This window comes from Xanthomonas melonis (genome assembly GCF_020783655.1).
Taxonomy (GTDB): Bacteria; Pseudomonadota; Gammaproteobacteria; order Xanthomonadales; family Xanthomonadaceae; genus Xanthomonas; species Xanthomonas melonis.
On the sequence record NZ_JAJGQH010000007.1, the window covers coordinates 166248 to 183770 of the forward strand.

Sequence of the window (17523 nt, forward strand, 5' to 3'; positions counted from 1 at the left end):
GCGCGTCACGCGCCCTCGATCAGCTCCATCCACGCCGCTTCGGCGGCAGCCAGCTGCTGCGCGGTGGCTTCGCGGTCGCGGCCGAGCACTGCCATCTTCTCGCTGTCGGCATAGTTGCCGGGATTGGCCAGTTCGCGGTCCAGCTCCGCCAGCGCCGCTTCCAGCTCGCCGACGCGCTTCTCGGCGCTGGCCAGCTTGTGCGGGTTGACCGCCTTTTTCGGCGGCAGCGGCTTGGTCGGCGGCGCTGGCGTCGGCGCAGCTTCGGCCATCTTCTGCTTGGTGCCCTGCGCGGCGGGGCGGCTGCGCAGCCACGCGGCGTATTCGTCTAGGTCGCCAGCGAACGGCTCCACCACGCCATCGGCCACGCGCCAGAAACTGTCGCAGACCAGGCCGATCAGATGGCGGTCGTGCGAGACCATCACGATCGCCCCTTCGAAATCGCTCAGCGCTTCGGCCAGCGCTTCGCGCATTTCCAGGTCCAGGTGGTTGGTCGGTTCGTCGAGCAGTAAGACGTTGGGCTGCTGCCAGGCGATCAGCGCCAGCGCCAGACGCGCGCGCTCGCCGCCGGAGAAGCCGTCCACCACTTCGAAGGCGCGGTCGCCGGCGAAGTTCCATTTGCCCAGGAAATCGCGGAACGCCTGGTTGGCGCCATCCGGCGACAGCTCGCGGAAGTGGTCCATCGGCGACTGGCCTTCGTGCAGCGATTCCACCGTGTGCTGGGCGAAATAGCCGATGCGCAGGTCCGGGTGCGCGCTGCGCTCGCCCGCCAGCGGTGCCAGTTCGCCCACCAGCGTCTTGACCAGCGTGGACTTACCCGCGCCATTGGGCCCCAGCAAACCGATCCGGTCGCCCGCCTCCAGGCCGAAGCCGACGTCGTGCAGGATGACCGTGGCAGCGTCGCCCCCATCCGCCCTGCGGGCACCTTCCCCCGCACGCGGGGGAAGGGTTGCGGGCGCGGGATAGCCGGCTTCCACATGATTGAGCCGGATCAACGAAAACGGCAGCCGATTGGGTTGTGCGAACTGGATGCGGAACTCGCGCTCGGCGCGCACCGCCTCGGTGCCTGCGAGCTTGGCCAGGCGCTTCATCCGGCTCTGCGCCTGGGTCGCCTTGCTGGCCTGCGCCTTGAAGCGGTCGATGAAGCTCTGCAGGTGGGCGCGCTCGGCCTGTTCCTTTTCGTGGGCGATCTGCTGCTGACGCAGGTGTTCGATGCGCTGACGTTCGAAATCGGTATAGCCGCCGACGTACAGCTTGGCGCTGCCGCCATGCAGGTGCAGGGTATGGGTGGCCACGTTGTCCAGGAATTCGCGGTCGTGGCTGATCAGCAACAAGGTGCCCGGGTACTTGAGCAGCCACTGCTCCAGCCATAGCACCGCGTCCATGTCCAAATGGTTGGTGGGTTCGTCGAGCAACAGCAGATCACTGGGCATCATCAGTGCGCGCGCCAGGTTCAGGCGCACCCGCCAGCCGCCGGAGAACGAGGACACGGCGCGGTGGTGCGTATCGGCCGGGAAGCCCAGACCATGCAGCAACTTGCCGGCGCGCGCCTCGGCATCGTAGGCGCCGATCTCGGCCATCTTCTGGTGCGCATTGGCCACCGCCTCCCAGTCCTCGCGGGCAGTGGCCTCGGCCTCTTCCTGCAACACCGCGGACACCTCGATATCCCCGCCCAGCACGAACGACAGCGCCGGGTCGGGCAGGGACGGGGTTTCCTGCGACACGCTGGCAGTGCGCACCTTGCCGGGCAGGTCGACATCGCCCTTGTCGGCCTCCAGCTCGCCCTTCACCGCGGCGAACAGGCTCGATTTGCCGGTGCCGTTGCGGCCCACCACACCGACGCGGTAGCCGGCATGCATGGTCAGGTCGACGTTGGACAGCAGCAGACGCTCGCCGCGTCGCATGGAGAAGTTGCGCAGGGAAATCATGGATGGACAGTCCGATAGAACGAAAAGGAATGAGCAGATGAGCAGCATTCCTGCGACGCCATTCTAGCGTTAACGAATAATTAGCGCCTTCAGGTTCGCTGCCGACCTCTTCGCCCGCCCGCGACCGCCAGCCGCCTAGTCTTGCCTGGTCCTGTCCGGACCCACGTTTCGGAGTTGTCATGAACGCCCCCCTGTCTTCGCTGGCGACCGCCGTGGTCGCTGCACTGCTTGCCGCTCCCGCCCTGGCCCAGACCGCTGCACCGGCGACCGCCCCGGCCAACACCCTGGATACGGTGATCGTCACCGGCACCCGGGTGTCGGACCGTACCGTGGCCGAGTCGCAGTCGCCGATCGACATCATCAGCGCCGAATCGCTGCAGGCGACCGGCACCCCGGAGCTGGCCACCGCGCTGGCGCGCGCCCTGCCCTCGCTGAACTTCCCGCGCCCGGCGCTGAGCGACGGCACCAGCGCGATCCGCCCCGCCCAGTTGCGCGGGCTGTCGCCGGACCAGGTGCTGGTGCTGGTCAACGGCAAGCGCCGCCACACCTCCTCGCTGCTCAACCTCAACGGCACCATCGGCCGCGGCGCCGCCGCGGTGGATCTGAACACCATCCCGGTCGCGGCGATCGCACGGGTGGAAGTGCTGCGCGACGGCGCCTCGGCGCAGTACGGCTCCGATGCCATCGCCGGCGTCGTCAACATCGTGCTCAAGGGCGCGGAAAAGGGCGGCAGCCTGCAGGCCGGCTTCGGTCAGTATTCGGCGGGCGACGGCAGCAACTACGAGCTGTCCGGCGACACCGGCGTGGCCTATGGCGGCGACCGCGGCTGGCTGCACGTGGCCGCCCAGCTCAACCAGCAGGACCCCACCGACCGCGCACGCGGCTACGCCGGCGCGCCCAGCGTCTCGCAACCGGCGGTCGGCCAGAAGGCGTTCAAGATCGGCGACCCCGACGTCAATGCGCAGGCCGCATCGCTCAATACCGAATACCAGTTCGGCGATGCCGTCACCGGCTATGCCTTCGCTACCGCCAGCAACCGCGACATCACCTCGTTCGCGTTCTTCCGCGCGCCGGGCAGCAGCCAGAACATCCGCTCGATCTATCCGCAGGGCTTCCTGCCGGAGATCCAGAGCTACGCCAAGGACCGTTCGCTGGTGGCCGGCGTGCGCGGCTCCACCGCTGGCGGTTGGGACTGGGATGCCAGCTACAACTACGGCTACAACCGCATCGATTTCCATACCCGCAACACGCTCAACGTGAGCCTGGGGCCGACCTCGCCCACGTCGTTCTATGACGGCGCGCTGGAGACCACGCAGAACATCGTCAACCTGGACCTCAAGCGCGGGTTCGACTGGGGCCTGGCCTATCCGGTCACCGTGGCCTTCGGCGCCGAGTACCGCAACGAAAAGTGGAACCAGTCGCCGGGCGAAGTGGGCTCGTATTTCCAGGCGGGCACCCTGGCCGGCGGCGCGCAGGGCTTCGGCGGATTCGCACCCAGCGTGTCCGGGCGGTATTCGCGCGACAGCTACGCGTTGTACGCCGACATCGAAGCCGATTTCACCGACAAGTTCTCCGCCGGCCTGGCCGGGCGCTATGAGGACTACAGCGATTTCGGCAGCCAGGCCTCGGGCAAGGCGTCGGCGCGCTACGCGTTCACCGACAGGATCGCGCTGCGCGGCACGGTGTCGTCGGGCTTCCGCGCGCCGTCGCTGGCGCAGCAGTATTTCCAGTCCACCAGCACCACCTTCCTGGCCGGCAACCCGAATCCGTTCGAGATCCGCACCTTCCCGGCCGATAGCGCCGTCGCGCGCGCCTTCGGTGCAGAACCACTGGATGCGGAAACCTCGCTGTCCTACAGCCTGGGCCTGGTGCTGCAGCCCACCGATGCGCTCTACCTCACCGTGGATGCGTACCAGATCGATGTGGACGACCGTATCGTGCTGTCGTCCAACCTCACCGGCACCGGCGTGCGCACGCTGCTGGAATCGCAGGGCATCTTCGGCATCAACGGCGGGCGCTACTTCACCAATGCGGTGGATACGCGCACGCGCGGCGTGGACGTGGTGGGCAGCTACCGCTGGCAGCTGGCCGCCAGCAGCGTGGACCTGACCGCCGGCTACAACTATTCGGAAACCGAAGTGCGCAGCGTGGCGGCCAATCCGGCCGCGCTGTCGGCCAACGGGCTGAGTTTGGAACGCATCGACCGCACCGAGCGTGGCCGCATCGAAGAAGGCTTCCCGCGCGACAAGTTCCTGCTCAATGGCAGCTGGAATTCCGAGCACTGGACGCTGGCCCTGGGCGCCACCCGTTACGGCAAGTACAGCACCCGCCCGGCCGCGGCGATCAACGACCAGACCTTCGGCGCCAAGTGGGTGGTGGATGCCTCGGCCAGCTACAAGGTGGATCGCTGGACGCTGACGCTGGGCGCAGACAACGTCCTGGACGAATACCCGGACGAGAACAACTTCGCCAACTCCACCAGCGGGCAGTTTCCGTACAGCAACCTGTCGCCATTCGGCTTCAATGGCGCTTACGTGTACGGGCGCATCAACTACCGCTGGTAAGCACGGCAGGAGTGCGCGAGCACCGCTCGTCCGGCTGACGCGCGGTGGCTTTCAGCCAGTGCGAGTGAGCGTTCCTGCACTGGTATCGCCCATCGCCCCATCGCCCCGGCTTGCTCCCGGGGCGATGGCGTTGGCCACTGTCTGGACACCGCCTGCCACCGGCGGACGCAGCGGCCGGCGTCATGCGCCGGGCTCGCTTGGCCTCGACTCCCGGCCACGACGCAGCGCGGCCCATGACGGTGCCACGGCGTGGCCCGTGCTATGACGCAGTTCCTGTCGTTGCCGGAGCATGCCCATGGAAGCATCGCAGTTGCGTCGTGGCCGCCTGATCGATCATCTGCATCTGGTGGTGCAGGACCTGTCCGCAAGCCGGCGCTTCTATCAGGCCGTGCTCGACGTCCTCGGCGTACCGATCGGAGGCGAAGGCGAAGGATTCTTCTGGGCCGACGAACTATTCGTCTCCGATCGCCACACCGTGGCACAGGGTGTGCTGACCGGCCGTCATCACCTGGCGTTCCAGGCCCGCGACGTGGCCATGGTGCATGCCTTTCATGACATCGCACTGGCGCACGGTGGCCGCGACAACGGAGCACCGGGCCTGCGCCCCTATCACCCGAGCTACTACGCCGCGTTCGTGCTCGATCCCGATGGCAACAATATCGAAGCCGTCTTCCACGGACCTGCGCAACGAAGCGCAGATGCGGTGCAGATCACATTCTGAACCGAACTTTCATAACTGGTATCGATGTCCAAAATGGGGCGCCCACAAGCCTTGCGTGGGCACGGGAAGTGCAATCAGCGCCTCATTTTGGTGCACGATGACAACGTTGACACCAACACATCGTCGATGACGATCGCATGCGTGATGTAACCAAAATTTGACATGCGGTTACGCGTGGTTAATGGTTGAGAACGCACCGCAGCTGCCGCAACGGACGCGGCCTGGGAGGGGGCCCACTGCGCTGCATCCGTTCCCCACTCGGAGTTGTCACCGCATGAATTGCACGTCCAGTCCACTTGCAGTCGCTGTCGCCGTTGCTCTGACGTTTTCCGCCCCACATGCAGTCGCGCAGTCGCAGGCTCCGGCCCAGAAGACGCTCGACACGCTGATCGTCACCGGCACACGCGTGGCCGACCGCACGGTGGCCGAATCGGCATCGCCGATCGACATCATTTCGCCCCAGGCACTGGAATCCACGGGTACCACCGAGCTGGCGACTGCGCTGTCGCGCGCGATTCCTTCGCTGAACTTTCCTCGCCCCGCCATTTCCGACGGCTCGGATGCCGTGCGTCCGGCGCAGCTGCGCGGCCTGTCGCCCGACCAGGTCTTGGTGTTGGTCAACGGCAAGCGCTATCACACCACCGCACTGATCAATCTCAACGACACCCAGGGGCGCGGTTCTTCGCCAGCCGATCTCAACACCATCCCGATCGCTGCCGTGGAGCGCATCGAAGTGCTGCGCGACGGCGCCTCGGCGCAGTACGGCTCGGATGCGATCGCCGGCGTGATCAACGTGGTCCTCAAGGGCAGCGGCGAGGGCGGCAGCCTCAATGGCCGCTATGGCAAGTACAGCGCCGGCGATGGCGAGCAGTATCAGCTGTCCGGCGACGCCGGTTTCAGCTTCGCCGGCACCGGCAAGGTGCACCTGGCCGCGCAGGCCGGGCATTCGGACCAGACCAATCGCGCCTTGCCGTTCCAGGGCCGCGTGGAGCAGCGCTACGGCGACCCGGAGATCGACCAGGGCGCAGTGTCGTTCAACGGCGAATACAGCCCCACCGAATACCTGACCTTCTACTCGTTCGGCATGCTCAGCCGGCGCGAAGTGCTCTCCAACGGCTATTTCCGTTTTGCCGGCGATAACCGCAACCGTCCGCAGATCTATCCGGACGGCTTCCTGCCGCAGATCTACAACGTCACCAAGGACGTGTCCTGGGTGGGCGGCCTGAAGACGTCCACCGAAGGCGGCCTGAACATCGACCTGAGCTACAACTACGGCCAGAACAATCTCACCTTCGACGTACGCAACAGCTTGAACAACAGCTTAGGGCTGGCCAGCCCCACCGACTTCCACGCCGGTACGCTGGAAGTGACGCAGAACGTGCTCAATGCCGACTTCACCAAGACGCTGGACTGGGGCCTGGCCTATCCGGTCACGCTGGCCTTCGGCGCGGAATGGCGCGGCGAGAAGTTCAACCAGTCGCCGGGCGATGCGGCGTCTTCGGCCAACGGCGGCATTCCCTCCGCGGCCGGCACGCTGATCCCGGGCGCGCAGGTATTCCCCGGCTTCAAACTCTCCGACGCCGGCTACTACGACCGCAACAGCCACTCGGCCTACATCGACCTGGAAGCGGACCTGACCGAGAAGCTGTCGGCGGGCCTGGCCGGGCGCTACGAGAAGTACAGCGACTTCGGCGACACCGCCACCGGCAAGCTGTCGCTGCGTTATGCCTTCAGCCCCAAGGTGGCGCTGCGTGCAACGGTCTCCACCGGCTTCCGTGCGCCGTCGCTGCAGCAGCAGAACTTCCAGTCGATCGCCACGCAGTTCCTCAACGTGGCCCAGCCCAACGGCACGGTGACGGCGATTCCGTTCGAGATCGGCACCTTCCGCACCGACAACCCGGCCGCGATCGCGCTCGGTGCGGAACCACTGCGGGCCGAGGAGTCCAACAACTACGGGCTGGGCGTGGTGCTGCAGCCGGTGGACAATCTGTACATCACCGTCGATGCCTACCGCATCGATATCGACGACCGCATCGTGCTGTCGGAGAACCTCACCTCCACTGCCGCACGCAACTACCTGCAGGCCAACGGCTTCCCCGGCATCGGTGGCGGGCGCTATTTCACCAATGCGGTGGATACCAAGACCCAGGGTGTGGATGCGGTGGGCACCTACCGCTGGAATCTGGACGGCAGCAGCGCCGAACTGACCACCGGCTACAACTACAACAAGACCGAGATCGAACGCATCGCCGCCAATCCCGCCGCGCTGGAGGCGATCGATCCGGGTGCGGTCCGCATCGGCCGCGCAGAACTGGGCCGTATCACCGAAGGCACGCCGCGCGACAAGTTCTTCCTGGGCGGCACCTGGTCGCCGGGCAACTGGTCCTTCACCGGTACCGCCACGCGCTGGGGCGAGTTCACCACCTTCGGCACCAATGCGGGCAGCGACCAGACCTATGCGGCCAAGTGGACGCTGGATCTGGCCGCGTCCTACCGGCTGGGTGCATGGAACTTCACCGTCGGCGGCGACAACGTGCTCAACGAATATCCCGATCGCCAGCAGGCCGGCCTGGGCACGCGCAACTACCTGCCTTACAGCAGCGCCTCGCCGTTCGGCTTCAACGGCGCGCTGGTGTACGCCAACGTGAACTACAAGTGGTAAGTCACCTGCGCCGGTCGGCAGCGACCGGCGCAGGCAGGTTGCGGCAACGCATCAGTACGCCCTGACGACGTCAGGTTCTTCTGGCTGCTCGCGCACCTGCGCGGGCCTGCCTGACCGAGTCGTGGTTGCACCGCTTCAGCACGGATGCGCTCAGCAAAACGCGCAAGGCGCCACATCGCGCCTTGCCGATTGCTGTCATCTTCGCGCACGCCGCTTCCGCAGCTGGAAGCGTGCCGCGCAGGCAAGACCATACCCACCCGCAGTCACATTCCCCCGGCATTCCGCTGCTTCGTCGCTGCGTCCATCAGCCCCTTCGAGCCTTGATTCCCATGCACACCTCCAACGCACTCTCGCTGGCGATTTCAGTCGTACTCACCGTCTGTTCCTTCGCTGCCAGTGCGCAGTCGCAGTCGACCCAGCCGCAGAAGACCCTGGACACCCTGATCGTCACCGGCACCCGCGTCAGCGACCGCACCGTGGCCGAATCCGAATCGCCGATCGACATCATCACCGAGCAATCGCTGCAGGCCACCGGTGCCACCGACATCGCCACCGCGCTGGGCAAGCTGCTGCCATCGTTGAACTTCCCGCGCCCGGCCATTTCCGACGGCAACGACGCCGCGCGCCCGGTCACCCTGCGCGGCTTGTCGCCCGATGCGGTGCTGGTGCTGGTCGATGGCAAGCGCTATCACACCTCCTCGTTGATCAACTACAACCCGTACGTGGGCCGTGGCTCGGCACCGGCCGATCTAAACTCGCTGCCGATGTCGGCCATTGCACGCATCGAGGTGCTGCGCGACGGCGCATCGGCGCAATACGGCTCCGATGCCATCGCCGGGGTGGTCAACATCGTGCTCAAGCATGGCGCCGACGCCGGCAGCAACAGCGTTTCGATCAATGGCGGCCTCATGGACAAGGGCGATGGCGCGCAGAACGGTATCGATGGCTCGATCGGCCTGCCGTTCGGCGGAAGCGGTGGCGATTCGGCGCCTGGCTGGGTGCGTCTGTCCTGGAACTACCAGAACACCATGGACACCAACCGCAGCGAGAACACCAACCGCGCCACCACCATCGCAGGGGCGGCCAATCCCAGCGGCGTTCCCTACCAGCGCCACGGCGATCCGGATTCGACCTTCTACCAGGGTCTGGCTGCCTTCGGCTATGCATTCACGCCCAACGTGGAGCTTTACGGCCACTTCAGCGCGAGCCGACGCGAGGTGACTTCCAACGGCTATTACCGCGCCTACGACAACACCAGCCGCAACGTGCAGGCGGTCTATCCCAACGGATTCCTGCCGCAGATCTACAACCCCGTCAACGACCGCTCGGCGGTGCTGGGATTGAAGGGCACCACCGCGGGCGAATGGAACTGGGACGTGTCGGCCACCTACGGCAAGAACGACATGAGCTTCAACATCCTCGACAGCATCAACACCAACCTGTACTGGTCTACCGGCAGCTCGCCGACCGACTTCAATGCCGGCGGCTTCGAGACCGAACAGGGCGTGGTCAACCTGGACATCAACAAGTCCTTCGACTGGGGACTGGCGTATCCGGTCAATGTCGCCTTCGGTGCCGAGCATCGCCAGGACCGCTACGCGATCACCGCCGGTTCGCCGGATTCGTACTTCTTCGACCCGGCCACCATCGACCCTTCTACCGGCACGCCCTACCCGGGCGGCGCGCAGGTGTTCTCCGGCCTGGAGCCCTCGGTCGCCGGCAAGTTCGGTCGCCACAGCAACGCGGTGTACGCCAACCTGGAAGCGGACCTCACCGACAAGCTGTCCGGCGGCATCGCCGGGCGCTTCGAGAACTACAGCGATGCCGGCTCCACGCGCTCGGGCAAGCTGTCGGCGCGCTACGCCTTCAGCGATACGTTCGCGCTACGTGGCACCATCTCCAACGGCTTCCGCGCGCCCTCGTTGGCACAGCAGAACTACGCTTCGGTGGTGACCCTGCCGCAGGACGGCCAACTGGTGCAGGTAGGCACGTACCGCACCTCCGATCCGATCGCCCTGCAACTGGGCGCCCGCCCGCTGAGCCCGGAAAAATCCACCAACTACGGCCTGGGCGGCGTGTGGCAACCGACGGCCAACTTCACCTCCAGCCTGGACGTGTACCAGATCCGCATCTGGGATCAGATCCTGTATTCGGACCAGCTGCAATTGGCAGAACCGATCGGCCAGGTGGCGGCGGTGCAGTTCTTCGTCAACGGCGCCACCAGCCGCACCCGCGGCGTGGACTGGATCAACAGCTATCTGGCCGACCTGGGCAGCTACGGCAAGCTCAACCTCAGCGCCAGCGCCAACTACAACAAGACCACCATCCTGGAGCTGTCCAATCCCAACTTCGGGCGCGCCAGCCAGGGTCTGCTCACCCAGTCGACGCCGCGCACCAAGTACATGGCGGCCGCGGATTGGTCGATCGGCGGATTCGCGCTCAATTTCAATGCCACCCGCTACGGCGCGATCAAGCGCATCGGCGACCCGGCCGACGGCAGCCAGGACCAGACCTACGCTGCGCGTTGGCTGCTCAATCTGGCTGCCAGCCAGACCTGGAATGCCTTCACGTTTACTGTCGGCGCCGACAATCTCACCAACCAGTACCCGACCAAGGCACAACTGACCACCGGCTACGACGACCGCGCCAGCGGCCTGCAGTATCCGTCGCTGTCGCCGTTCGGTTTCAACGGCCGGTACTGGTACGGCCGGGTGACCTACCGGTTCTGATCGGCCATTTCTGATCGGCCATGGGCAGCGCCGGGCAGCGTCCCGGCGCTGCCTGTCGGTCGCCGTCATCGGCGATCATGTGCTGCCGCGACACATCGCGTCGGGCAGTGCCTGCCGGCCTCGCAGGTGCCGGGCGCAAGGCCTCACCAGGAGGCCGCCAAGGCATCCACGCCGCGCAGGTTGGCGCGGTCGTTCCAGCTCAGTTCCCCATCCTTTCCAGCCTCAGCCCCGGCAGTTGCGCGAACAGCGCCGCGAGTGCGGCTTCCATCTCGATCAGGGCGAGCCGGTTGCCCAGACAATGGTGGATGCCCCCACCGAACGACAAGGCACGCCCCTGCTGTCGATGGATATCCAGCAGTTGCGGGTCGGCGAAGCGTGCAGGATCGTGATTGGCCGCGCCCAGCATCAGGTACAGCATTGCCCCCTTCGGCACCGTCACGCCATCGAGTTCGAAGGTCTGCAGCGCCGTGCGCGTGGCCATCTGCACCGAACTGTCGTAGCGCAGGCATTCGAGCACTGCGTTGGGCAACAGCTCCGGCCGGCTGCGCAGCAGCGCCAACTGATCCGGATGCCGATGCAGGGCGACCAGGGCGTTGCAGATCATGTTGGAGGTGGTTTCGTGGCCGGCGAAGAACAGCAGGATCACATTGGACACGATCTCGTCTTCGCTCAGGCGGTGACCGTCCTCTTCTGCATGAAGGAAGCGCGAGATCAGGTCCTGACCGTCGCCGCCTTGGCGTTGCGCGATCACCTTGCGGAAATACGTATCCAGTTGCAGGTACGCCGCACCGGTGGCCGCCAACACGCCGGGCGTCATCATCGGATCGAAGACATTGGCCAGCGCGCTGGTGGCGTGCCCCACCACGCTGGCGTCGGCGGGATCGATATCCAGCATCCGGCAGATGATGGCGATGGGAAGCGGAAACGCGAACTCCTGCAACAGATCGCATTGACGCCTGGCACGGAAGGCATCGATCAGCCCGGCGGCGGTGTCGCCGGCCACTTGGCGCATGGCCTGCATCTCGCGCGCACCGAAGGCCTGGTTCATCAGCGCACGCAGCCGCGTATGTTGCGGCGGATTGAGCAGCAGGAACATGCGGCTCATGCCCTGAAACAAGGGCAGTTCCGGAGCCTGTTCGCCGTAGCGCAGGCGGATGCTTTGCAGGTAGTCGCGCCCGACCCGGCGGTCGCTGAGCAGGCTGTCGACCACCGCATAGCGTCCGCTCATCCATCTGCCCTCGGCCACTTCCACCAGCGCGCCGGCAGCGCGCAGGCGCGCGTAAGTCGGATACGGATCCTGTCGAAAGGATGGAGTTGCGAAATCGGCCAGATGCATGGGGTCGGTTCGGTGGAGCGCGTCGCCGGAACACCGGCAGCCGCATGGATGGAAGGGAAGACAACGCGCGACGAACAGCGAGGCGATGCCGCGATTGTCGGCGCAGGGTGGGCGCAGGCCCTGCACAGGAGCGAAGCGCTGTCGTGGAACTCGATTCCAGCCAGTGTTTGCGTGCGCTGGTATGCGAACTACGCCGGGTGCGACGCGCATGCGGGGCGATCGGTGGCATGCGCGCAACCGACCGCGACCGCCGCGTTGCAGGTGCGCGCCCGCTCGAACAGCCGCCTGCAACTGGCCGACCACGGGCGCGCACGCGAGCTCAGGTGCAGATCGCCGTAACGCATCGCCTGCAGGCCGCGCTTCGATGACTGCCAGGCAGCGTTGCGAAGGCGTGCCGTGATCGCGCGACCGCAAGCCATATCTCCGTCACGAGGAACACCGAAGAGAAGTGTCGCCGCAGCGCAGCCACGGCGCGTGCGCCCTTGCGCGCGCCCGTTTGCGCATGGGTTGCGTGTCGCATCGCGTTAATCAAGCACTGTGTACTATGAGCGCCGGCCAACCGGACCAGCGTCTGCGGTCCCGTCTCCTTCGCGCCGAAACACCCGCCATCAGCAACGTCATGCCCGCCGGCGACGCCAGGCGCAGCGTCGCTGCCAGGCCTCACGTCGCCATCGTCCCGGATACCTCACAACGGATTGGAATGCATCACGACACCAGCCTCATCGACATCATCGCCGTCGGCCTCGCGGTCGCTTTCGTGCTGGGCACGCTCGCGCAGAAGATGAAACTCTCGCCGCTGGTCGGCTATCTGCTGGCCGGCGTCTGTGTCGGACCGTTCACGCCCGGCTTCGTCGCCAACCAGGACATCGCCAACCAGCTGTCCGAGTTGGGCGTGATGCTGCTGATGTTCGGCGTGGGCCTGCATTTCTCGCTCGACGATCTGATGGAGGTGAAGTGGATCGCAGTGCCCGGTGCGCTGGCGCAGATCGTGGTGGCCACCCTGCTCGGCTGGGCGTTGGCCTGGAGCATGGGCTGGCCGCTGATGCACGGCCTGGTATTCGGGCTGGCGCTGTCGGTGGCCAGCACCGTGGTCCTGCTGCGCGCCTTGGAAGAGCGCCGGCTGCTGGACACCCAGCGCGGCCGCATCGCGGTGGGCTGGCTGATCGTCGAAGACCTAGTGATGGTGATCGCGCTGGTGATGCTGCCGGCGCTGGCCGAGGTAGTGGGGAATGGCGCACCGGCTGCTGCGCATGCCGGCGAATCCCATTCACTGCTGGCCGCACTGGGTGTGACCGTGCTGAAGCTGGTGGCCTTCGTTGCGGCGATGCTGGTGGTCGGGCGCCGGGTGATTCCGTGGTCGCTGGAAAAGGTCGCCGCCACCGGATCGCGCGAGCTGTTCACCCTGGCAGTGCTCGGCATTGCGCTGGGTGTGGCCTTCCTGTCGGCCACGTTGTTCGGCGTGTCGTTCGCGCTCGGCGCCTTCTTCGCCGGCATGCTGCTCAAGGAGTCGGAACTGAGCCACAAGGCGGCCAACGATTCCCTGCCGCTGCGCGACGCGTTCGCCGTGCTGTTTTTCGTCTCGGTAGGCATGTTGTTCGACCCGATGATCCTGGTCGAGCACCCCTGGCAGGTCCTGGCCACATTCCTGACCGTGACGGTCGGCAAATCGCTGGCGGCATTCGTGATCGTGCGGGCATTCGGGCACCCGACCGGCACTGCATTGACCATTTCCACCAGTCTGGCGCAGATCGGCGAGTTCTCCTTCATCCTGGCGGGCCTGGGCGTGCAGTTGGCGATCCTGCCCGAGACCGGGCGCGATCTGATCCTGGCCGGCGCGCTGTTGTCGATCGTGGCCAATCCGTTCCTGTTCTCGTGGCTGGACCGCTGGCAGGCCAGGCAGGCGCAGGACGCGCCTGCGGCTGTGGAACCGGAGCTGCCGCCCGGTCCGCCGCTGCCCACGGGCGGCCACGCCATCGTGATCGGCTATGGCCGGGTCGGCAGCGCGCTGACGCAGTTGCTGCACAGCCGTGGCGTGCCAGTACTGGTGATCGACGACAACGGCGAGCACGTCGCCAAGGCGCACGCCGCCGGCATTCCCGGCATCCGCGGCAGCGCGGCCGCCGACCGGGTGCTGGCCGAGGCCAGCCCCGAGCACGCCAAGATCGCGATCCTGGCCATCCCGCAACCATTGGAAGCCGGCGAAGCGCTGGCCAAACTACGCGCGATCAATCCGTCGCTGACCCTGCTGGCGCGCGCGCACAGCGACGCGGAAGTGAAGCACCTGCTCGAACACGGCGCCGACGGTGCCGTCCTGGCCGAGCGCGAGCTGGCGTATTCGCTGGCCGAAATGGTGATGTCCACCCCGCCGTACCGTGCGTTGAACGTGCCGGCGTCGTAACCGCAAGACGGGATGACGCAGCGCTGGACCAAACGCAACCCGCCGGCAGCGCCCGCGGGTTTTTCGTTCCTGCAGGTGGTTCAGTGCGGAACGGCTCGCCATCATTCATTGATCAAACTGCGACCAGGACACCGAAAACTGCCCAACAAATCCACTTGATAATCATTCCCATCCGGAGCAGGATGAGCGCCCGTTTCCCTGGCGACCTCTTCCATGGCGTTGGCGGTTGGCATTCTCAATGCATTGCCTGGTGTGCAGCTGTGCGAGCTGCTGGGTCGCATCGGCTACGGCTTCGTGGTGCTCGATCTGGAGCACGTGCTGCGCGCGCCCGACGAACTGGAACATGCGATCCGTGCCTGCGAGCTGTCCGGCTGCGAGGCCTGGGTGCGGGTGCCGGAGGTGGACGAGAAATTGATCGGTCGCGTACTCGATGCCGGCGCGCGCGGCATCGTGATACCGCGCGCCGAATCTGCCGCGCAGGTGGCGCAGGCAGTGGCCGCGGCGCGTTTTCCGCCGCTGGGCCGGCGCGGCATCACCGGTGGCCGCGTGACCGGCTTCGGCACCATCGATCTTCCTACCTATATCGCACAGGCCAACACACAAATCCGCATCGTACCGATGATCGAAAGCGCAGCCGGCATCGCCGCGCTGCCGCAGATCGCGGCCGTGCCGGGTGTGACGCTGGTGATGGAAGGCGCACTGGATCTCGCGCTGGATCTGGGCCTGGGCCCGCAGCCCACGCATGCGCAGGTGTGGGAGCTGCTGTTGCAGCTGCACGCGCAATGCCGCGCCGCCGGTGTGCCGTTCTGTCCCAATCCGCGCACCGACGCGCAACGCGAACACTGGCTGCAGCAGCCGGAGCTGCGCTGGCTGCTGGCCGGCGAAGATCGCGCCCTGATTCAACGCGCGCTGCGCGGCCATCTGGCCACGTTCGCCGCGCCAGCCCCCTAACTGCCCGCAGGAGCACGCTGCAATGTCGACGTTCCGTTTCCACGCCCTCAGCCTTGCCATCGCGGTGGTCAGTCTGAGCCTGCCGCTGCACGCCGCGGCCGCCGACACGCCGGCGTCCGATGCCGCCGAGGGCCAGACGCCCATCCGTGCACTGGATGCGATCCAGGTGCAGGGCAGTCTGCTCGGGCGTTCCAGACCCGATGACGTGCAACGCTATGCCGGCAGCAGGCAGGTGATCGATCGCACGCAGTTGCGCAACGGCGGCAACCGCTCGCTGGACGACGCGCTGCAACGCGTGCCGGGCATCAAGATCTTCGACGAAACCGGCACCGGTGCATTGCCGCAGATCATGCTGCGTGGCCTGTACGAAAGCCGCAGCGGCCGCGTGCAGGTGCTGGAAGACGGCATTCCGCTGGCGCTGGCGCCGTATGGGCAGACCAGCCTGTCGCTGTTCCCGGTCGGCCTGCACCAGATCGACCGCATCGACATCGTGCGCGGCGGCGCGGCCGTGCAATACGGGCCGAACAATGTGGGCGGGGTGATCAATCTGGTGAGCAAGGACATTCCCAGCCAGTGGAGCACCACGCTGGCACACAAGGTCACTGCGGGCGGCCAGGGACAGTTCCTGCAGGACAGCACACTCAGCAGTGGCGGCTATCTCACCGACAACTTCGGCATGCAGGTCGATGCCAACCGCAGCTGGGGCGAGTATTGGCGGGCGCACAGCGATACCGACATCAGCAACCTGCGCGTGCGCGCGGAGTGGTGGCTGGACGACACCAAACTGATCAAGGCCAGCGTGCAGCGCTATCTGGCGGACATGGATCTGGCCGGGGCACTGAGCCCGGCCGACTACCGGCGCGACCCGCGCCAGTCCACGCGACCGCTGGACAGCTTCAATGGCCGTACGACCAGGGCATCGTTGGTCTATGAGCAACTGCTTGGCGACTGGGGGCCGCTGACGGATGTCCGGTTGTCCTGGACCAACTTCAGCGCGCGCAGCAGCCGCAACTTCATCGTCGGCATGCGGCAGGCAGCAACCGAGACCTGGCGTTCGGATCTGCCGCCGCAGTTGCGCCAGACCGCGCCGCGCGATTTCCGGGTGGTCGGCAGCGAACCGCGCCTGACCTGGACCATGGGAGAGGCCGGTGGCGTGCGCCAGCAATGGACCGCCGGCGTGCGTGCGGTGCGCGAGGACATCGATTTCCTGGTGGGCAACCTGCGGCTGCGCGACGGGCTGTTCACCACGGTACGCGACTGGCAGTTCGAGGACCGCGCGCTGGCTGCCTACGTCAGCAACGCCATCACCCTGCCGGATGAGCGCCTGACCATCACCCCCGGCCTGCGTTACGAGCGCCTGGACTCGCGCTACTTCAACCGTGCCAACGGCCTGCGCACGCTCAACCAAACCCGCGACGTGCTGCCCGGCCTGACCGTCGGCTTCCAGGCCAACGCGCAATGGTTCTTTTACGCCGACGGGCAACGCTCGCTGCGTGCGCCGCAGGTCACCCAGATCATCTTCGGCAACAATCTGGACGCCGAGCTGGCGTGGAACTACGAAGCCGGCACGCGCTACCGACCCAACGACCGCACCCGCATCCAGGTCGGTGCCTACCTGATCGATTTCGATCAGCAGATCCAGCTGGACAACACCACCCGCGTGTTCCGCAACCTGGGCAAGACCCGCCACCAGGGTGGCGAGGTGGAGCTGCAATGGAGCCCGGAACAGCTGCGCGCGCTCACCCTCAACGCCGGCTACGCGTATCTGGATGCCAGCCAGGAATCGGGCGCGTTCCGCGGCTTCCGCGTGCCCTTCACCTCGCGTAACCAGATCACCCTGGGCGGCAACTACGCGCTCGGTCATACCACTGTCGCGCTGTCGGGCTATTACTTCAGCAAGGCCTTCAGCGATGCGGCCAATACCGTGCAGGAGAACGCCATCGCGTCGGTCGGCCGGTTGCCCGCGTACATGGTCTGGAACACGCAGGTCAGCCATACCCTGTTCGAACGCGATGGACAGCGATTCAGCGCATCGCTGGCGATCAACAACCTGTTCGACCGGCAGTACTGGTTCCGTGGCGTGGACACCAGCCCATGGGGCCGCCAGGCCGCACCCGGACGCACCGTGACCGCCGGCCTGGAGTACACGTTCTAGCAGCTGCACAGCTAGCAGCAGGGCGATGCGAGGGAATGCGCCACGGCCCGCTTCGCGGACGCTGCGATCGCTTCCGGCTGCG

At 66.3% G+C, this 17523-nt stretch carries 8 protein-coding genes and 1 pseudogene; 7 read left to right on the forward strand and 2 right to left on the reverse strand.

Annotated features, from left to right (window positions below; genetic code table 11):
* Positions 1-5: 5 nt before the first annotated feature.
* Complete coding sequence (locus LL964_RS08840) at positions 6-1925, reverse strand: ABC-F family ATP-binding cassette domain-containing protein (protein ID WP_104586605.1); 1920 nt, start codon at positions 1923-1925, stop codon at positions 6-8.
* A gap of 179 nt (positions 1926-2104) precedes the next feature.
* Here LL964_RS08840 and LL964_RS08845 point away from each other — a divergent pair, with 179 nt between their 5' ends.
* The 4 genes from LL964_RS08845 to LL964_RS08860 all read left to right on the forward strand — a co-directional run bounded on the left by LL964_RS08845 (position 2105) and on the right by LL964_RS08860 (position 10601).
* A complete protein-coding gene (locus LL964_RS08845) occupies positions 2105-4489 on the forward strand; it encodes a TonB-dependent receptor plug domain-containing protein (protein WP_104586606.1) in 2385 nt (794 codons plus the stop codon).
* A 295-nt stretch (positions 4490-4784) separates the two neighbouring features.
* Positions 4785-5210 carry a VOC family protein gene (locus LL964_RS08850; RefSeq protein ID WP_167395250.1) on the forward strand — a complete coding sequence of 142 codons (426 nt, stop codon included), beginning with the start codon at positions 4785-4787 and terminating at the stop codon, positions 5208-5210.
* Between the two features lie 274 nt (positions 5211-5484).
* Positions 5485-7872 (forward strand): TonB-dependent receptor plug domain-containing protein, encoded by a 2388-nt coding sequence (locus LL964_RS08855; RefSeq protein ID WP_104586607.1) that lies wholly within the window; start codon positions 5485-5487, stop codon positions 7870-7872.
* Positions 7873-8201: 329 nt separating this feature from the next.
* Positions 8202-10601, forward strand: a complete 2400-nt coding sequence (locus LL964_RS08860; protein ID WP_104586608.1) for a TonB-dependent receptor plug domain-containing protein — start codon at positions 8202-8204, stop codon at positions 10599-10601.
* Between the two features lie 143 nt (positions 10602-10744).
* On the opposite strand, the pseudogene LL964_RS08865 reads toward LL964_RS08860, so the two are convergent.
* A pseudogene (locus tag LL964_RS08865) lies at positions 10745-11937 on the reverse strand (cytochrome P450).
* A gap of 700 nt (positions 11938-12637) precedes the next feature.
* Here LL964_RS08865 and ybaL point away from each other — a divergent pair.
* The 3 genes from ybaL (at position 12638) to LL964_RS08880 (ending at position 17441) form a co-directional block, all read left to right on the forward strand.
* Positions 12638-14335 carry a YbaL family putative K(+) efflux transporter gene (gene ybaL / locus LL964_RS08870; protein ID WP_104586610.1) on the forward strand — a complete coding sequence of 566 codons (1698 nt, stop codon included), beginning with the start codon at positions 12638-12640 and terminating at the stop codon, positions 14333-14335.
* Between the two features lie 213 nt (positions 14336-14548).
* Positions 14549-15286, forward strand: coding sequence for an HpcH/HpaI aldolase family protein (locus LL964_RS08875; RefSeq protein WP_104586611.1), 738 nt, complete (start codon positions 14549-14551; stop codon positions 15284-15286).
* 22 nt (positions 15287-15308) lie between these two features.
* Positions 15309-17441: a TonB-dependent receptor family protein gene (locus LL964_RS08880; protein ID WP_104586612.1), complete on the forward strand. Its 2133-nt coding sequence runs from the start codon at positions 15309-15311 to the stop codon at positions 17439-17441.
* Positions 17442-17523: the final 82 nt, after the last annotated feature.